At 57.9% G+C, this 16,846-nt stretch carries 15 protein-coding genes and 1 other RNA gene; 8 read left to right on the top strand and 8 right to left on the bottom strand.

What is annotated here, in order from left to right; genetic code table 11:
- Positions 1-190 precede the first annotated feature (190 nt).
- From HNQ72_RS03475 to HNQ72_RS03455, 5 genes are all read right to left on the bottom strand, one after another.
- On the bottom strand, positions 191-1,105 hold the full coding sequence (locus HNQ72_RS03475) for a DMT family transporter (RefSeq protein WP_183989569.1): 915 nt from the start codon (positions 1,103-1,105) through the stop codon (positions 191-193).
- 94 nt (positions 1,106-1,199) lie between these two features.
- Positions 1,200-2,420, bottom strand: a complete 1,221-nt coding sequence (locus HNQ72_RS03470) for a lytic murein transglycosylase (protein WP_183989568.1) — start codon at positions 2,418-2,420, stop codon at positions 1,200-1,202.
- 162 nt (positions 2,421-2,582) lie between these two features.
- Positions 2,583-3,365, bottom strand: a complete 783-nt coding sequence (locus HNQ72_RS03465; protein WP_183991270.1) for a glycoside hydrolase family 25 protein — start codon at positions 3,363-3,365, stop codon at positions 2,583-2,585.
- Between the two features lie 131 nt (positions 3,366-3,496).
- Complete coding sequence (locus tag HNQ72_RS03460) at positions 3,497-4,114, bottom strand: class I SAM-dependent methyltransferase (RefSeq protein ID WP_244654342.1); 618 nt, start codon at positions 4,112-4,114, stop codon at positions 3,497-3,499.
- A gap of 35 nt (positions 4,115-4,149) precedes the next feature.
- Positions 4,150-5,400: a BtaA family protein gene (locus tag HNQ72_RS03455; RefSeq protein WP_183989566.1), complete on the bottom strand. Its 1,251-nt coding sequence runs from the start codon at positions 5,398-5,400 to the stop codon at positions 4,150-4,152.
- A gap of 165 nt (positions 5,401-5,565) precedes the next feature.
- On the opposite strand from HNQ72_RS03455, the gene HNQ72_RS03450 reads away from it, so the two are divergent.
- On the top strand, positions 5,566-6,906 hold the full coding sequence (locus HNQ72_RS03450; RefSeq protein ID WP_244654275.1) for a serine hydrolase domain-containing protein: 1,341 nt from the start codon (positions 5,566-5,568) through the stop codon (positions 6,904-6,906).
- Positions 6,907-6,909: 3 nt separating this feature from the next.
- On the opposite strand, the gene HNQ72_RS03445 is transcribed toward HNQ72_RS03450, so the two are convergent.
- The 3 genes from HNQ72_RS03445 to HNQ72_RS03435 form a co-directional block, all read right to left on the bottom strand.
- Positions 6,910-7,860 carry a lytic transglycosylase domain-containing protein gene (locus tag HNQ72_RS03445; RefSeq protein WP_244654274.1) on the bottom strand — a complete coding sequence of 317 codons (951 nt, stop codon included), beginning with the start codon at positions 7,858-7,860 and terminating at the stop codon, positions 6,910-6,912.
- 160 nt (positions 7,861-8,020) lie between these two features.
- Positions 8,021-8,656, bottom strand: a complete 636-nt coding sequence (locus tag HNQ72_RS03440) for a LysE family translocator (protein WP_183989565.1) — start codon at positions 8,654-8,656, stop codon at positions 8,021-8,023.
- Between the two features lie 40 nt (positions 8,657-8,696).
- Positions 8,697-9,908 (bottom strand): pyrophosphate--fructose-6-phosphate 1-phosphotransferase, encoded by a 1,212-nt coding sequence (locus HNQ72_RS03435; RefSeq protein WP_183989564.1) that lies wholly within the window; start codon positions 9,906-9,908, stop codon positions 8,697-8,699.
- Between the two features lie 354 nt (positions 9,909-10,262).
- On the opposite strand from HNQ72_RS03435, the gene HNQ72_RS03430 reads away from it, so the two are divergent.
- The 7 genes from HNQ72_RS03430 (at position 10,263) to HNQ72_RS03400 (ending at position 16,802) form a co-directional block, all read left to right on the top strand.
- On the top strand, positions 10,263-11,006 hold the full coding sequence (locus tag HNQ72_RS03430) for a J domain-containing protein (protein ID WP_183989563.1): 744 nt from the start codon (positions 10,263-10,265) through the stop codon (positions 11,004-11,006).
- Positions 11,003-11,776 carry an N-acetylmuramoyl-L-alanine amidase gene (locus HNQ72_RS03425; RefSeq protein WP_183989562.1) on the top strand — a complete coding sequence of 258 codons (774 nt, stop codon included), beginning with the start codon at positions 11,003-11,005 and terminating at the stop codon, positions 11,774-11,776. Before HNQ72_RS03430 ends, HNQ72_RS03425 begins: the two co-directional genes overlap by 4 nt.
- A 247-nt stretch (positions 11,777-12,023) precedes the next feature.
- Positions 12,024-12,659 (top strand): lytic transglycosylase domain-containing protein, encoded by a 636-nt coding sequence (locus tag HNQ72_RS03420; RefSeq protein WP_183989561.1) that lies wholly within the window; start codon positions 12,024-12,026, stop codon positions 12,657-12,659.
- Between the two features lie 99 nt (positions 12,660-12,758).
- Positions 12,759-13,161: RNase P RNA component class A (gene rnpB / locus HNQ72_RS03415), an RNA gene on the top strand.
- Between the two features lie 403 nt (positions 13,162-13,564).
- The gene (gene rsmH, locus HNQ72_RS03410) at positions 13,565-14,590 is read left to right on the top strand and encodes a 16S rRNA (cytosine(1402)-N(4))-methyltransferase RsmH (RefSeq protein WP_183989560.1); all 1,026 of its coding nucleotides are present in this window, start codon (positions 13,565-13,567) and stop codon (positions 14,588-14,590) included.
- Between the two features lie 2 nt (positions 14,591-14,592).
- Positions 14,593-15,057 (top strand): cell division protein FtsL, encoded by a 465-nt coding sequence (ftsL, locus tag HNQ72_RS03405; RefSeq protein ID WP_183989559.1) that lies wholly within the window; start codon positions 14,593-14,595, stop codon positions 15,055-15,057.
- Positions 15,057-16,802 (top strand): peptidoglycan D,D-transpeptidase FtsI family protein, encoded by a 1,746-nt coding sequence (locus HNQ72_RS03400; RefSeq protein ID WP_183989558.1) that lies wholly within the window; start codon positions 15,057-15,059, stop codon positions 16,800-16,802. Before ftsL ends, HNQ72_RS03400 begins: the two co-directional genes overlap by 1 nt.
- Positions 16,803-16,846: the final 44 nt, after the last annotated feature.

Below are 16,846 nucleotides of genomic sequence, written 5' to 3'. Positions count from 1 at the left end.
GTCAAATGGAAAGCGGAATTTTGTGCTGCAACGCAGTGATGAAGCCGCGTTAGGATTTTGTTTTTGATATATCTGATTGATTTTATTTGAAATAATCGAAATTAACGAAGCTTTCCCATGCGTTAAATTCATCTATTTGTCTGTTAATGAGCGTTATTTTCCGTGAGTGAAAAGGCTCTTTCGCACTGCTTCAAACAGTCTTTTTGCGCATGCGAAGGATTCGTCCGTCGAGCAGAACGAGGCCGAAACCGATGACGGCCATGCCAGCAAGGTCGGTCATTGCGAGGCGTTCTCCGAGGAAGAGAGCTCCCAGCAGGATAGCGCTCGGCGGCACGAGAAGGGTGACAAGCGAGGTGTTGGTTGCCCCCGCGATCGAGAGGATCCTGAAGTAGATCAGGTAGCCGAGTGCGGTCGACAGAAGGGCCAGGGCGATGATGGCCGCGATTGCGTGCGTGGAGGGTGTCGCCAGCGTCCAGGGCTGGTCGGCAATCAGCGAGACCGGCAGCATGATGAGGCTGGAGGCGGTCAACTGGCCTGCGGCCGTCACCGGGGCTGGAATGCCGCGAAAACGCTTGCCGTAGGTTCCGGCCACGCCATAGGAGATCGCCGCCATGACCGGAAGGATGAGCGCCCAGAGCGGGGCGGCGCTGGCTGTCATCGCACTCGGACCGATGAGGATGCAGGTGCCGGCAAGGCCTGCCGCGCAGCCCGCAAGTTTTGCGCCTGTCAGCTTTTCGTCCGCAGTCCACTGGTTGGCGATGATCACCGTCCAGATCGGCGTGGTGGCGTTGAGAATGGAGGCAAGGCCCGCGCCGATCTCGGTCTGACCGAAGAAGATCAGCGTGTGGGGCAGGGCGTTGTTGATAAAGCCGAGGATCAGGAACGAGCGCCAGTGTTCCTTCAGGATCGAATAGGTGCCGAAGCGGCCGCGCAGATAGATGTGAAGCGCAAGAGCTGCAATGCCGAGGCGCAGCAGAACCAGCGTGAAGGGCGGGACTTCGTGGACGGCGATGCGGGCGAAGAAAAAGGAGCCGCCCCACAGAAGACCGAGAAGGAAGAGCAAGGCCCAGGCAAGTGGTGTCAATCGAGGTGTCGCTGATGTCATCCGGATGCTCTTCGTGCTGGCTCAAGAGGCAGAAGATAAAACGGGCGGCGATCAGATCGCCACCCGTTTTGTGTCATGGGGTCAATTTCCGAGCTTACAGCGCCTGAAGCAGCGCCTGTGTCGGCCAGCCATCGGCAGGCATGCCGAGACGCGCCTGCTCCTTCTGGACCGCCTGGCGGGTGCCTGAGCCTAGAATGCCGTCGATCTTGCCGACATCGTGGCCGTGAGCATCGAGTTTGGTCTGCAGCTGCTTCATCGCCTCTACGTCAAGACCCTGTTCCGGGGTGGTCTTCTGGTAGGGCGGTGCACCGGTAAGGCGGGTGGCGAAATAGGCAGCAGAGGTCGTATAGATGAACGACTGGTTCCACTGCAGATAAATGCCGAAGTTCGGATAGGTCAGGAAGGCCGGTCCCTTGCGTCCCTGCGGCAGGATGAGAGCTGCCGGCAGGTTGCCGAATTTCGTGTCGCCATCCCGCGGGGTAACCCCGTAGGAGAACCATTCGCTGGCCGGGATTTCGTTGCCGAGGCCAGATTTCTCGAAGGGGAGATTTTCCGGCAGCGTGACTTCCTGGATCCAGGGTTCGCCCTTCTTCCATCCCATGCTCTGGATGAATTTCGCGGCTGTCAGAACCGCATCCGGTGCGCTGCCCTTGACGTCGATATGGCCGCTGTTATCGCCATCGACACCTTGAGCGATGATATCCTCCGGAAGCATCTGGACCTGGCCGATCTCGCCAGCCCATGCGCCGGTATTGGTCGACGGGTTGAGGTCGCCATGCTGCACCATCTCGATCAGGGCGATCAGCTGCGGACGGAAGAGTTCCGGGCGGCGGCAGTCGTGCGAGAGGGTGACCAGCGCATTGCGGGTGTTGAAATCGCCCTGAACAGCGCCGAAATCGGTTTCCATCGCCCAGAATGCGGTGATTACGCCTGCGGGTACGCCGAACTCGTTTTCCGCACGAGAGAAAACATCGGCAAGCTGCTTGAGCTTCTGGCGGCCGATATCGAGGCGGGCCTGGCTGACCGTGCGCTGCGAGAATTCGAGAAAAGTCTGGCGGAAGACGCCCTGGGCGCGGTCGCGGCTGAGAACCTTCTGGTCGATCTGCGCGCCAGCGAGGGCTTCGTCCACCGCCGAGGCTGGAATACCCTTGGAGACTGCTTCCTGCTTCACACCGGCCAAAAACGCGGTCAGGTCGCCGCCGCAGGCGGGGCCGGGACCGGTTGTCGTGGAAGGCGTCTGGGCGAATGCGGGGACTGCGAGCCCTCCGGCGATAAGGGCTGCAAGGGCAAAGCTGCGGCTGTCGAGAAATGACATAGGGCGATCCTGGCGATCTGTGACGTGTCTGGGGATGATCAATGTAGAAATATGTGCCGCACGTACCCTTGAGTGCGGCGGCAGCCGGCTATTTAGCGCAGTCGCATTCACATTGCCAGTGATAGGTATGGGGACAGCGCTACGATCTCATCGGGCTGACAGTCAGTCGTTGGCAGCGGCGACCCAGGCGCTCCAGTTTCTGGTGCTGCCGGAAAAGACGTTGATGTCTGTTTCGCCCTTTATGCCCGGCACTACGCCGGTGGCGGTATATTGCCAAAAGGCCCATTTGCGGCCGGTATAGATTTCGCTTGGATGCGCTGCCACCGAGCGGACCCAGAAATGATAGTCATTGAACGCGCCGACGAGGTTGTCGCGGTGGAAATCGACCGAGGTGTAGATGATCGGCTTGCGGCCGTAGTGGGCTTCGATACGGGCCATGAAACGCCGCATCACGTCACGCACCGTTGCCGCATCGGGCCTCAGCTTGCAGGTCGGTGAGGCGGGGTTCCATTCCATGTCCAGAACCGGCGGAAGCATGTTGGCTTCCTTCGGCACATTGGCAATGAACCAGTCGGCCTGATCCTCCGGCGTCGAGCAGAAATAGTAGAAATGATAGGCGGAATGCGGAATGCCGGCGCGCGCTGCCCCCTGCCAATGAGTCCGGAATGCCGGATCGATACGGTCCTTGCCTTCCGTTCCCTTGATGAAGACGAAGGCGACGTCGGACTTTCTGACCGTCTGCCAATCGATGTCGGTGCCGTTCCATTTCGACAGGTCGATGCCGTGCACTTCATGCCGACCGGGATGGTTGCGGCCGAAATTCTGCGGATCATTGTCCTTGAACTTCGTGCCGCTGATCGAGGCCGTGTCCATGAGGTCGCTGGTGGACGTGCAGGAGCTCGCCATTGCGGCGGTCAGAAGAAGGGCGAGAAGCGTGCGCGGCATAATGGATCCGGTCTGAGCTGCAAGGATGCCGCTATCGACCGGAATCAGGCCGCACGGCATTCGAACTTTCCGTTTACCATAGTGCCGTCGAGATTGGGTAAGGTGAAATGATCCGTCGGATAACGAGTGCGTCAGCCTCGCTTGCGGATCACCGCGTGCCAGGCATAACCGCGCCCGATATCCTCGAAGGTCATATCTGCATTGGCTCCGTCGAGCCTTGCCTGCAGCACTTCGCGAAGATTGGCCCGCGGGGTGACGTGAAAACGGCGCAGCCAGGCTTGAAGCATGCCGCGGAACCAGCGGGGAAGCCGTTCCTGCTGGCCGAAATCGACGATATGCAGTGAGCCTTTCGGATTGAGGCCAGCCAGCGCGGCCGTGATCGCATCCTCCCAGGCCGGGATCATCGAAACGGCGTAGGAGATCATTATGCGGTCGAAACCGCTCACGCCGAAATCCTCCGGACGGAAGGTCGTGGCGTCGGCGACGATCAAGGTCGGCTGCTGTGTGCCGCCGGCCAGATTGTTACGCGCCGTCTGCAGCATCTCGGCAGAGATATCGAGGCCGTAGAGCCTTGCCGTCGGATAATGGCGGCGGGTCAGGACCAGATTGCGGCCGGTGCCGCAGCCGACTTCCAAAATGCTTGTGCTGTCGGTCGCGTTCAGGCCTGCAATCGCCCTGTCGCGGCCGAAGAGGTAATATTTCCGCGTCAGGTCGTAGATATGCCGCTGGTAGCGGTACATCCTGTCCATATGGGCGGCGTGAGTTTCCGTCGTTGCGCCGGCGCTCACTGGCCGGCCTTCACGTAAATGTGGAAGCCACCGTAGATGGCAGAGCGATCCTGCAGGTTCAGTTCGGCGGAACGCTCTGCGAGATAGGTCCATTCCTGCCGAAGCGTATCGGCGATGCGGCCTTCTATGACGCTCTTTTCGGCGGCGGTACGGAAGATGACCCGCGCGCCGGGCGCGGCAGTGCGATTGATTTCGCTCCAGAGCGCGTTGAGCTGATCGTCGGTCATCCAGTCCTGGGCATCGAGCAACACGAAACGATCGACCGAGCCGGCCGGCTTGCGTGCCAGAAGGACGGTGACGCTTTCATGATGGACGGTGACGCGATCGGTATTCTGCCGGATTGCCTTGTAGTTTTCCGCACGCAGATAGTCGGGCAGGTTGCCCTCTTCGGGACGCGGATAACGGCGCGCAAAGGCCTGCCAGGCAAAATAGTTGTCGTTCAGCGGGAAGTGGCAGGCGAGCTTTTCCAGCCGCTCGCGCAAGACGGGCGCGATCGAGCCGTTCGGTGCGAGGCTGGCGAGCTCGTCATATTGCTGGGGCGGAATGCCGAGGCCGAAGAGCGAGCTTTTGCGGCTGGTGACGAAGCGGATCAGCGGGCGGTCGAAAAGCGGAGCGATATTGGCGTCGAAGAACTGACGCTGTTCGCGAAGCGAACGTGCCTTGGCAAATTCCTTCAGATCGACGCCATGGAGACGGGCAATGATATGGCCGATGGCGATGAAGCGGCCGAGCAGGCCGGTGCGATAGATGTTCCTGTTGAAGACCTCGACGCGCCGGCGCCCCGCCAGCGAGCGCTTCTGCCAATAGGCGCGCGTCTGTTCGTCGAGGTTGCGGGCTATATGGTCGTCAAACGCCGAACTGTTGGACTTCAGGCCATCCATTCCGAGGTAACGGACGACGTCGGCATGGGCCGGCAGGTGTTTGAAAGCCGCAAGCTTGAGACGGTTGAGAGCGATGTGGTGACGATTGAGGTCGACAACGTCGATGCTCTTCGGCGAGCGTGAGAGGTAAGCCAGCATGTTGCAGCCGCCCGATCCGATGGTGACGATCGAATGTCCTTCCGACAGTTCCATCGCGTCCATGTCGACCGCAGGGTCCTCCCAGATCTGGGGGTATACGAGGCCGGAGAAGAGCAGGCCGAAGAGGCGCTCGGAAAGGCCGTGTGGTGACATGGCCTTGTGCTGGAGGAGGGCGTCCTTGAGCTTGCGGTTGCGCTGCAAGCCACGTTCTTCGACGATATCTGCCATGACCAAATCCTGCCTCATCATGAGTTTCGAGGCGTTTAGCCGCTTCGTGCAACAGCTTCGTGACGCGCATTGTGACTTGCCTCATCGTGAACGAGTTCAGCAACAATGAGCCTTCCCCTCGGTCGCGGATTTTGCTTGCATGCCACCAAAGGAATGGAGGTGCTGGTGCTGAAGAAAATTGTTCGTCGTCTTGCGGTGTTCCTGCTCATCGTGGCGATCGGCATCGGCCTGTGGATCTATTTCATTCCGCCCAATTTGCTGCGCGTGGGCAGCGGCTATGCGGCGAAGATCGTATGCTCCAACGTCTTCATTGCGGGGCGTGATCCTGAAGCGGTCCTGGAGCAGGACGTACAGGCGCCGGGCCACCCGCTTTTGCGGTTGATGCGCGTTGCGGTCGACCGTGAAGGTAAACGCGTCAATGCTGCTCTGCTGGGATCGATTGCTCCGAGTGAGGCAGTTTACCGCGACGGAACGGGATGCACCGTCTGGCAGATTGGGAGTGTTCAGTCGGCTACCAATGCGACGAAGTCCGGTCTGGCGAATGATCCCGAAGTGTTGTGGCCTGAAGGTGATAAAACTGATTCGGATGAATCTCTTGCCTCAATACTTTCAGGCGTAGCTTTAAGCGGACCGGGCATGCGGGCGGTCGTGATCGTGAGACATGGAAACATCGTTGCCGAAACCTATGGCGAAGGTTTTTCGAAGGACACGCCGCTTCTCGGCTGGTCGATGACCAAGACCGTAAATGCCGCGATCATCGGACGGTTGATGATCGAAGGACGTATGTCATTCGACGAGAAGAACCTGTTTCCGGAGTGGAGGGATGATCGGCGGGCGTTGATCCGAATTTCCGATCTCCTGGGCATGGAGAGCGGACTGGCTTTCAACGAGAATTACGGCACAGTCGCCGATGTCACGCGCATGCTGTTTCTTGAGCCGAACATGGCGCGTTTCGTCGAAAGCCTGCCGCTCGAAGACGAGATCGGCTCCCGCTTCACCTATTCATCCGGGACATCAGTGCTACTTTCCAGGATCTGGATGGATCGCATCGGCAATCGTGATGAGGCGCTCGCCTATCCCTCGCGGGCGATCTTCGAGCCGCTGGGCATGACATCGGCGATCATGGAGGCCGATGCGGCGGGCACTTTTGTCGGTAGTTCGTACATGTATGCGACTGCTCGCGATTGGGCACGATTCGGGCTGTTTCTGGCGCGTGATGGTGTGTGGGCGGGGAGCCGCTTGTTGCCGGAAGGCTTTGTCACACAGATGCATGAGGCCAACAGACGTTCGGGCGGCCGCTATTCGAAAATACAGACGTGGCTACCGAAGCCTGAGGCCGGTCTGCCATCGGATGCATTTGTCATCAGCGGACATGACGGGCAGAATGTCTTTGTCATTCCGTCGCTGGATCTGGTGATCGTGCGGTTGGGCCTGACGCCAAGGTCACTAGGTTACGACGCGAGTGTGCTGGCATCGGAAGTGGTGAAACGGGTAAACGCGGATTAGCCGTTATTTCTGCAGGACGTGGAGCATGTCCTTGCGCTTGGCATCGTAATAATAGCCGCGCGCATAAAGCCGGATGGCGTTGTCGTTCTGGTTATCCGCGACCAGCCAAGCGCCGCGAAGATATTTGATCGCGTATTTGAGGTTGGTTTCGGCATCGAGAAGGCCTTCCGGCGGTCCCTCGTAGCCCATCGACTTGGCCGTCGAATACTTGATCTGCATGAGGCCCCAATAACCGTTCTTGTGATAGGCCTTGGGGTCATATTTGCTTTCGCGGTGCACGACGCGGTGAACCAGCGATTCCGGTACACCATAAAGGCCGGCATAACGGTGGATTAGATTTTTCAAGTTCGAAGGGGCGTCCGCTGCGGTCGTCGGCATAGGTTCGCCGGGTGCCGGGGGAAATTCCAGACGGTTATCGATTGCCGAAACTGCAGCGACTGCCTTCGGCTGCGCTGCGTAAGCAAGCGTAGTCGTCGGCACCTGCGGGCGCGGGATCGGAATGACCGATTGCAGCGCGACCATGTCCGGCGTCAGTTCTGGTTCGTCGAGCGCGATGGCCTGAGCTGCTGCCGGTTGGATCTGTCCCGACTGGACTGCCGGAGCGAGCGGAGGGGAAACAAGGCGGGCACCCTTGGCGGTGCTGTGCGCTACTGGCTGTGCAGAGGCGACGACAACAGGCATAGAGGCGGCAGTCGAGCTCGTTTGCATGGCAACGAACGGCGCCATGGTCGGAGATGCCATGGCTGCGATCTGAACGTTGGCTGCGTCCGACACAGTCGGTACGGGAACCGGGAGACGGCTTGTCTTGACGAGCGTAACGGTGCTGTCAGAATCTGCTTGAGCGATCGCCGAAGATGCATCGGCAGTCTGCTGAATGGATTGGTCCTGCGTCTCGTTCGACGCCACGTTGTTGCTGTGGTCAACGCTGGAACATGCAGCCAATGCGGAAGACATGGCAATAACCACGGCTGCCTTACGGCCCACAAATCGCATCATTGCCATCGGGTCGCTTTCATTAAAAATCGTTGCCCAGAACGTTAACAAGACCAGTGAAACTCGATCTCAATTAACGCATTCGAAAGAGATCGACAAGCCACCAGCCGGTCGCAGATGATCATGCGGCGATGCGCCGATATCCGGCGGTGACCGCACGACGGGCTATGAAACGCGTTCCGGGCTTGTAGGGAGCCTTGCTGCGGGCCTTGGAAACGCGGCGTTTCCGAGTGAAACTGGCGGGAAGTATGGCATGGGCAAGCGCCCCTATCATCGCCGAAACGGCCAGTGCAGAAATCATGTTTATATACTGTTCTTGTGGCGCGCGCGTGGGATCAAAAAACTGGACGGCAATTGCTGCCGTGAGCGCAAAGTAACGCGTGCTCCTGAACGTTGTCAGAACGAAATAACCGAATATGCGCATGGGACGCGTTTCGGGAAGGTTGTCGTTGTCGGCAGTCCCATAGCGGAGCCGAGGATCCTGGTAGGCGTAGAGGACATGCAGCATCAAGTAGGACAGCCCTATCCACGAAAGAGCGCCGATTGCTGCCGGCCAAAGGAAAGTGATCAGAAAAACGCCGGCGACAACCAGAACGCCTCCAAGAACAAGGGATAGAACAAAGGCCGGGATCGTCACGAATGCGCTTGTTCTTCCCCATGACGCGGAGAACGCTGCAGTGAGCGATGCAATGGGATGCGGCATTAGAAGGATGGCAACCGTCGTTGCCGCAAAAGCGAGCCATGTCTCTATGGTCATCATCACCCTCCCGGATGCCACGGCATCCGTCATTTTTCCATCAGGCTGGCTCGAAAGACTGCCCAATGGACTCCATTACATCGCCGAACCATCTTGCCGTCATATCAAAAGGTTTACCACCCTTGATGCGCGGAAATTCGATCGTTCTAAGCTTCCCGTTATGGTCTTCGTCATGTCCCGTCACGCCGGAGACCCTGTTTAATGCACTTTCAACAGCGAGATCGACCATTCCCTGGATCAATCGAAGATCATCGCCGTTTGCAGCTGCAGACCTGGCGAAATAGCCGGACTTCTGCACCAATGACCGTTCCGCATCGATCCGGGCCGCAAACTGCTTCTGGAACCAGCCTCCGACATTGATCGTATCCAGTTTGACGTGACCGAACGCATCACGGGCAACGTTTTCGCCGGCAGCCTCGCGTTCAGCAACGATTGCGTCCAAACAGGCGCCCTCAGAAACAAAGACCGTCGCAAAGCCGCGCTTGTCCATGACCTCCCTCAAGCGAGCAGCTTCTTTTTGCGCATCAAAGGCCATTTCGGGAAGATATACGCCGTCGATGCCCTTCATCTCCTCATTCATGAGGAAGCCTTCGACATAGCTGTTGGAACTGCTTCTCTGTATATAGGCGCGTGCCGTTGCCGCGGTAAGCCAACCGCAATGGCGGCCCATGACCTCATGGATGATGAGGGTGCGCGGCGCCGCCGTCTGTTCGTTCGAAACATTGTCGAAGAATGCGGCGCCAACTTCTGCCGCTGTCCAGGCGCCCAGCGACTGGCGAATGGGAACGATATCGTTGTCGACCGTCTTCGGCAGGCCAACTACGGTGAGGTCGTACCCGTTTGCGGCGAGATATGCTGCGAGATCGGCAGCTACGGTGTTGGTATCATCGCCGCCAATAGTGTGAAGGACGGTGACGCCGTCTTCGGCAAGCTGCTCTGCTGCAACTGCCAAAGGGTTTTGGCCTTCTTTGATCAGGCCTCGCTTCACACAGTCTGCGGCATTTGTCAGTTTGACGCGGCTGTTGCCGATCGGCGAGCCGCCATAACGGTGGAGCAGATACGCATTCTCGCGCATCTCCGCTGTGATTTCGATTCGGTCCGAGAGAAGAACCCCCTGGTATCCGGAGCGATAGGCGATCAGTTCGGCATCCGGAGCGACATCTGTGTAACGTTGAATGAGGCCTCCCACAGCCGATGATAAGCAGGGAGCAAGACCGCCTGCCGTCAACATTGCTACTTTCTCTCTGGCCATCGTTCCTCCGTCGCGTGTAAACGCTTCCCCTGCATTTCTCCGGCGGTATGGATGCGATAGAGGGCAGGCGGTGTAAAGTGCATTTCTTCGCCTGTTCCGTCCCGCGCCTTGTTTTTCGGTGGGTAATAATTCCGTATTTTCAAATGGATGCGTCGATAAAGCCGCGCTGCATCACATATGGCGGAGGTTGGTGCGGAGTGTATGGCTTTGAAAGAGGTTTGATTTCAGGTGCCGTTAAGCAGTCGGCCTGACCTCGGGAACCAGCTCATTGTTCGGATAACATGAACATAGTTTAATCCGGTGGTGAACGCCCGATCCGTTGCATTTTTTGGCATTATCTGGTCATTTAGGCGGATGATATTCGATTTTTCCTGTCTGCAGATTTCCTCGTTGTGGGAGCGACTCGTAAGTGCCATTGGCGATGCCGCCGGGAACGCTTTGGGGCGCGTCGTCGAGGCTATCCGCACGCTTTTCGAAGGTGATCCCGAGACGCGAAGACAGGTTTCGTTCTCTGTGGCGATCATCGCGCTTTCGGCGAAAATGGCAAAGGCCGACGGAATCGTTACAGAAGCGGAAGTAAGGGCGTTCCAGCAGATTTTCGACTTTCCGGACGAGGAGGCCCGTAACGTTGCGCGTCTTTATAATCTCGCGCGGCAGGACGTGGCAGGATACGAGGCCTATGCGTCCAAACTGTCAAATCTTTGCAGCTCGGGTGCTACGGAAAACTGCCCGATGCTTGAAAGCGTAGTCGACGGGCTTTTCCACATCGCCAAGGCGGATGGTCTCGTGCACGAAAAGGAACTGCTGTTCCTTGGCCGTATCGCCGAGATTTTCAGAATAGATGATGAGCATTTCCGTCGCATCATGGCGAGGCATGTGCATCTCGATGGCCGGGATCCATATCTGGTGCTCGGGGTGTCGCCGGAGGATGATTTTGCTGCGATCAGGAAGCAATACCGTCTGCTGGTTTCCGAACATCATCCCGATCGCCTGATCGCGCGCGGTGTGCCAGCCACTCTCCACGCAGCGGCAAATGAGCGGATGGCTGCGCTGAACGCTGCTTACAAGGCGATCGAAAAAGAGCGCCGCGCAGCATGAGTGATTTCGTAGCGGACTATGCGGCAGCATCTGTCCGGCCTTCTCCCAATCACGGGGAGCGGGTTTCCGGGCGCAAACCAGATTCGATCATCCTTCACTATACCGGCATGCCGAATGCAGATCAGGCGCTGGACTGGCTCTGCAACGAGGAAAGTCAGGTCTCCAGCCATTATTTCGTCCATGAGGACGGACGCGTCATCCAGTTTGTTCCGGAGGAACGACGTGCATGGCATGCCGGCAAAAGCGCCTGGGCTGGAGAGGTCGATATCAATTCCTGTTCGATAGGGATCGAGATTGCCAATACCGGGCACCCGGGCGGACTTCCGATGTTTCCTTCTGTGCAGATCGATGCGGTCATTCAATTGTGTCTGGATTGTGGTGAACGATGGTCTATCCGGCCGGAGCGGGTGCTTGGGCACTCCGATGTAGCGCCCATCCGCAAGGTCGATCCGGGTGAGAATTTTCCATGGAATAGTCTCCATGCATCAGGCGTCGGCCATTGGGTCGAGGCAAGCCCGATTGCCGGTGGGCGGTTCTTCCAGCTGGGTGAGGCGGGACAGCCGATCGAGGCCCTTCAATCAATGCTGTCGCTCTACGGTTACGATCTTGAGATAACAGGCAATTTCTGCGACCGCACCAAAGGTGTGCTGGAAGCGTTTCAGCGGCATTTTCGGCCGGCGCTGGTCGATGGAATAGCCGATTTTTCCACGATCGATACGCTGCACAGATTGCTGACATCGTTGCCGAAATATAGCCAGGTAGAGATCTGAAGTTCTACGAGTTGTAAGGTAGTAAAGTCGTCGTTTTGCTGCGTTGCCACAGACTTTCCTTAATAACCGGGTTTAAGCAGTGGCTCGCGCAATCGCCTCGTAGGCGGGGATTGCAGAGAAAAACGAACAGGTTTCGTCAACGGTTGTGTCGTCTTTCCGGCGGTGCTTCCGAAGGATCGGTGTGTGCCGGCCGCGAGCCTTTCAGGTCCATGAGTTGAAGGACCTTACCCGGAGACTGACTTACTTCATGAGAATGCTGGCTATTGCAGCCGCAGCGGGCGTGATTGCGCTTGCTGCGGGTACGGATTTCGTGCGCGCCGAAGATGGCGGGGAGGCGACGAACTCTACGGAAACACAGGTCATCAAGCCCTGGGAAACGCACGAAACCACTGCGCAGGCCAAAACGCCTGAAGATCAGCGTGCGCTTCGCCAGTCACGTTACGAAGGCCTGATCCGTCAATATGCCGATCAATACGGCGTCCCTACCGAGCTGGCGATGGCTGTCGTGCGGATCGAAAGCAATTTCCAGCCGATGGCAAAAGGGAGTGCAGGAGAGATTGGTCTCATGCAGATCAAGCCAGCAACAGCCAAGCTCATGGGTTACAAGGGGCGCGCCTCCGGTCTCTATGATCCTGAAACGAACATCCGCTACGGTATGAAATATCTCGCCGGGGCGAATGAGCTCGGTGATGGGAAACTCTGCCGGACCATCCTCAAATACAATGCCGGCCATGGTGCAAAACGCATGAACCCGGTGTCGCAGCGTTACTGCAACAAGGTCGAGCTGGTGATTGCCTCGATGGATCGGGCAAAGCCGGTAGAGGATGTCTCCTATGCGACGGTAGCACTGGACTACGGTCGGACATTTCCGTTGATGTTCTGATTCCGGAAATCGGCCGAAGTGTTTCGACTATATGTCATTCGGCGAATTCTTTGCTCTGTGCTGTGGTGTTTGCGGATCAAACCGTTTATGGAGCCGGTGCCAGTTGGCCGGGCAGCCGCGCTTTACCAATGTCGAAAGACGGTAGGGTGAGGAAAGTCCGGGCTCCACGGAAACACGGTGCCGGATAACGTCCGGCGGGGGCGACCCTAGGGAAAGTGCCACAGAAAGCAAACCGCCTCGCTATATGCGGGGTAAGGGTGAAAGGGTGGGGTAAGAGCCCACCGCGCCTCTGGTGACAGCGGCGGCAAGGTAAACCCCACCGGGAGCAAGACCGAATAGGGATGATGCGGGGCGCCAAAAGCGCCTACAGCCTGTTTCTGGGCCAGTCATCCGGGTGGGTTGCGTGAGGCGATGTGCAAGCATCGTCCCAGATGAATGGCTGCCACGTTCCGGTGCGTGCATCGGAGCCATACAGAACCCGGCTTACAGGCCAACTGGCGAATCTGACCTGATAATGCGGCGGAGATGTCATGTCTTCTTCTCGCTGGCAGACTCCGGCTGCTCTCGAATCCCTCGAGAAAGTTGAGAATTCTTATTCTTTCAATCGCTTAATCGATGTTTATCAGACGGTTTCCAGTGCCTCTCTCCGATCGCAAAACCCGCCTTGGTAATGTTTTGTTAAACTTAACGGGTCATAAATAAATACGTGTAGGAATGGGTTTGTGCGGCTCGTTCCGTGGGCGTCTCTTTGGTCGATCGTTCTTTCATTTTTCTCTGCTGCGAGGGGCGATGTTTGCCTTGGTAATCGGTTGTCTCGGTTCCTTGCGGATGGTCGTGAATTGAAGGTGGGCTTTCCGGCGGAAGGGGCTGTTGTTTTTCTGCTCTAATTGCAGTGAGAGTGCAGTATGGCGAATGGGTCGGATGGTGTTGAGGTCGAGGCCGAGGCTGGGTCTGCGCGCCATATCCCGGTTATGCTTGGAGAAGTGGTTGCTGCGCTCCAGCCTGAAACGGGTAAGGTCATTCTCGATGGCACTTTTGGTGCGGGCGGCTATACGTCTGCGCTTCTTTCTGCCGGTTCTTCGGTAATCGCTCTCGATCGGGATCCGACTGCGATCTCTGCAGGTCAGGTGCTGGTCCAGAGGAGTGAGGGGCGACTGTCACTCATTCATTCCGAATTCTCTCGTCTTGCAGAGTATGTTCCCGATGGTGGCTTGGATGGTGTCGTCTTCGATGTCGGCGTTTCGTCGATGCAGATAGATGAGGCCGAGCGCGGTTTTTCGTTTCAGCGCAATGGACCGCTCGATATGCGTATGTCGTCTTCGGGTGTTTCCGCCGCTGATGTTGTCAATCGGGCCAAGGTTGGTGATCTTATCCGGATTTTCGGATTTCTCGGTGAAGAAAAGCATCCTGGGCGTATTGCCCGTGCCATCGAAAAGCGTCGTGCGACGCAGTTGTTCGAAACAACGCGCGATCTTGCCAATCTGATCGAGAGCGTCAATCCGCGCAAAGCCAAGGATAAGATTCACCCGGCGACTCGTGTCTTTCAGGCGCTTCGGATTTTCGTGAATGACGAGCTTGGGGAGTTGGCCCGTGCGCTTTTTGCCGCCGAACGGTCGCTTAAGCCCGGTGGTCGTCTGGTTGTCGTAACGTTTCATTCTCTCGAAGATCGGATCGTGAAGCAGTTTTTCTCCGATCGTTCCGGCAAGGCTTCCGGCTCGCGACATATGCCGGCGGTCGAGGTTCGTTCTGCTGTTTTCGAATTTCCGGGCAAGCAGATGATTGCCGCTAGCGAGGCCGAGGCTGAGGTCAATCCACGTGCACGGTCCGCCAAGCTGCGTATGGGCGTTCGTACAGAAGCCAAGGCTGGTGCTGACGACTTATCTATTTTCTCGCTGCCTGATCTGGCCAGCCTTGCGACCATGGGAGCCTGAGGATGCTGAGGAGTTTCGATCTCGTGCTGATCGGCGTGATGACCACGATGGCGGTCGTTACCTACACGATCAAGCATCGAGCGGACGAAAAGCTGAGCGAAGTTCGCCGGCTCGAGGCTGAGATCAGGCTTGAACGCGACACGATCGATCTTCTGAGAGCCGATTGGGCTCTCGTGACGCAGCCGAACCGCCTGCAGCCATTGATCAAGAACTACGATTCGGAGCTTGGTCTTGTTCCCACGCTGCCGACACAGCTCGCGATGCCGAAGGAGTTGCCTATGCACAGATCGCAACTCCCGCAGCCAGATACGACGATTGAGGATATTATCGCCGGCAAGAATGGTGAGGTAGCTGCGGCTCTCAAGGGAGTGGAGCAGGCGAAGGCAACCCCGGCTCCCAAGGTTCCGTTGCCGCTGCCTCGAGGATGGGCGCCGGATAACATGTCCACTGGCTCGGTGAGGCGCTGATGTCTTTTCTTTCTAAAGTTATGGTGGTCAAACGCCGGGCGCATTTTTCGTCTGACCGCAAGGGCAGGTCTGCCGTTGGCGGCGCTGCGTTTGAAGGAACGCGCAAGAAGAAATCTGCGCAGGCGCGCAATCGCGTGGGTCTGCTGATCGCCGGTTTCGCCGTGGTTTACGTCGTGATCGGCGGCCGTCTTACACAGTATGGTATGGCGCAGCCGGAGACGACCTCGAGCATCCTGCCAGCGGACCGCCTGTTGGCTTCGCGTCCGGATATAGTCGATCGCAACGGCGCGATCCTTGCGACGGATATTCGCACCGTCTCGCTGTTTGCCGAGCCGCACAAGATTGTCGACGCCGACGAGGTAGTCGAGAAGCTTTCGACCGTGTTGACCGATCTCGACGTCAAGTCGACCTATTCCAGGCTCAAGTCCAATTCCCGTTTCCAGTGGCTTCGTCGCCAGTTGACTCCGAAGCAGCAGAGCCAGATTCTTGCGCTCGGTATTCCTGGTATCGGTTTCAGGCCTGAGAAGCGCCGCTTCTATCCCGGTGGACGTACCGCCGCGCATATCGTCGGTTATGTGAATATCGACAACCGCGGCGTTGCCGGCATGGAGCGTTACGTCGACAGCCAGGGACTTGCAGACCTTGCCTCGGTCGGCATGACGTCGAACCAGCCACTGGAACCGGTCAAGCTTTCGATCGACCTGAGGGTTCAGGCAATCGTGCAGGACGTGGTTGCTGCGTCGATCGGCAAATATAAGGCAATCGGCGCCGGCGCGGTGGTCATCGACGTTCATACCGGTGAAATTCTCGGCATGGCTTCAGCGCCGGACTTCGATCCGAACGATCCGGCCGCCGGCGGCGAGGAGGGATGGTTCAACCGTATGTCGAACGGCACGTTTGAGATGGGCTCGACCTTCAAGTCGTTCACGCTGGCAATGGGCCTCGACGACGGCAAGATGAACCTCAACAGTACCTTCGATGCCCGCTTCCCGATCCGCATTGGTGGTTTCACGATCAAGGATTTCCACGGCAAGGGACGCATGCTCAGCGTTCCTGAGATTTTCCAGTATTCGTCGAATATCGGGACTGCGAAGATCGCTGATGCGGTCGGTATCGACGGGCACAAGGACTTCTTGACCAGGCTGGGGCTTCTCTCAAGAATGAAGACCGAGCTGCCCGAAGTGGCCATGCCAAGCCAGCCGCGCCAGTGGAAGAAGATCAACTCGATCACGATCTCCTTCGGTCACGGCGTTTCCACGACGCCATTGCAGACGGCTGTGGCGGGTGCTGCCCTGGTCAACGGGGGCAAACTTCTCGCGCCGACCTTCCTGCCGCGAACGCAGGAAGCGGCGGATCAGGTCGCGACCCAGGTGCTGAAGTCTTCGACCAGCCGCGACATGCGTTATCTGTTCGAATGGAATGGTGCCAACGGCTCCGGTCGCAATGCGCGGGTCGATGGCTTTGATGTTGGTGGCAAGACGGGCACAGCAGACAAGGTGGTCAACGGGCGTTATTCCCATGACAAGAACTTCAATGCCTTCCTGTCAGCCTTCCCGATGGATAATCCGCAATATGTGGTTCTGAGCTTCAGCGACGAGCCGAAGACAGACAAGGGCAATGGTGCAGCGCTTGCCGCTACGTCGGCGGCGCCGATGGTCAAGGAGATCATCAGCCGCTCGGCGCCCATTCTCGGTGTAAAGCCGAAATTCGGCAATGACGGTTCTGCCCTGCTTGTGTCTTATTGAGCGACAACAACTCGAGCGGCGATTCGTGAGCGCCGCTCGAAAAA

It is taken from the genome of Aliirhizobium wenxiniae, assembly GCF_014201355.1.
GTDB lineage: Bacteria > Pseudomonadota > Alphaproteobacteria > Rhizobiales > Rhizobiaceae > Neorhizobium > Neorhizobium wenxiniae.
This window is presented reverse-complemented; position numbering and strand designations above follow the sequence as displayed.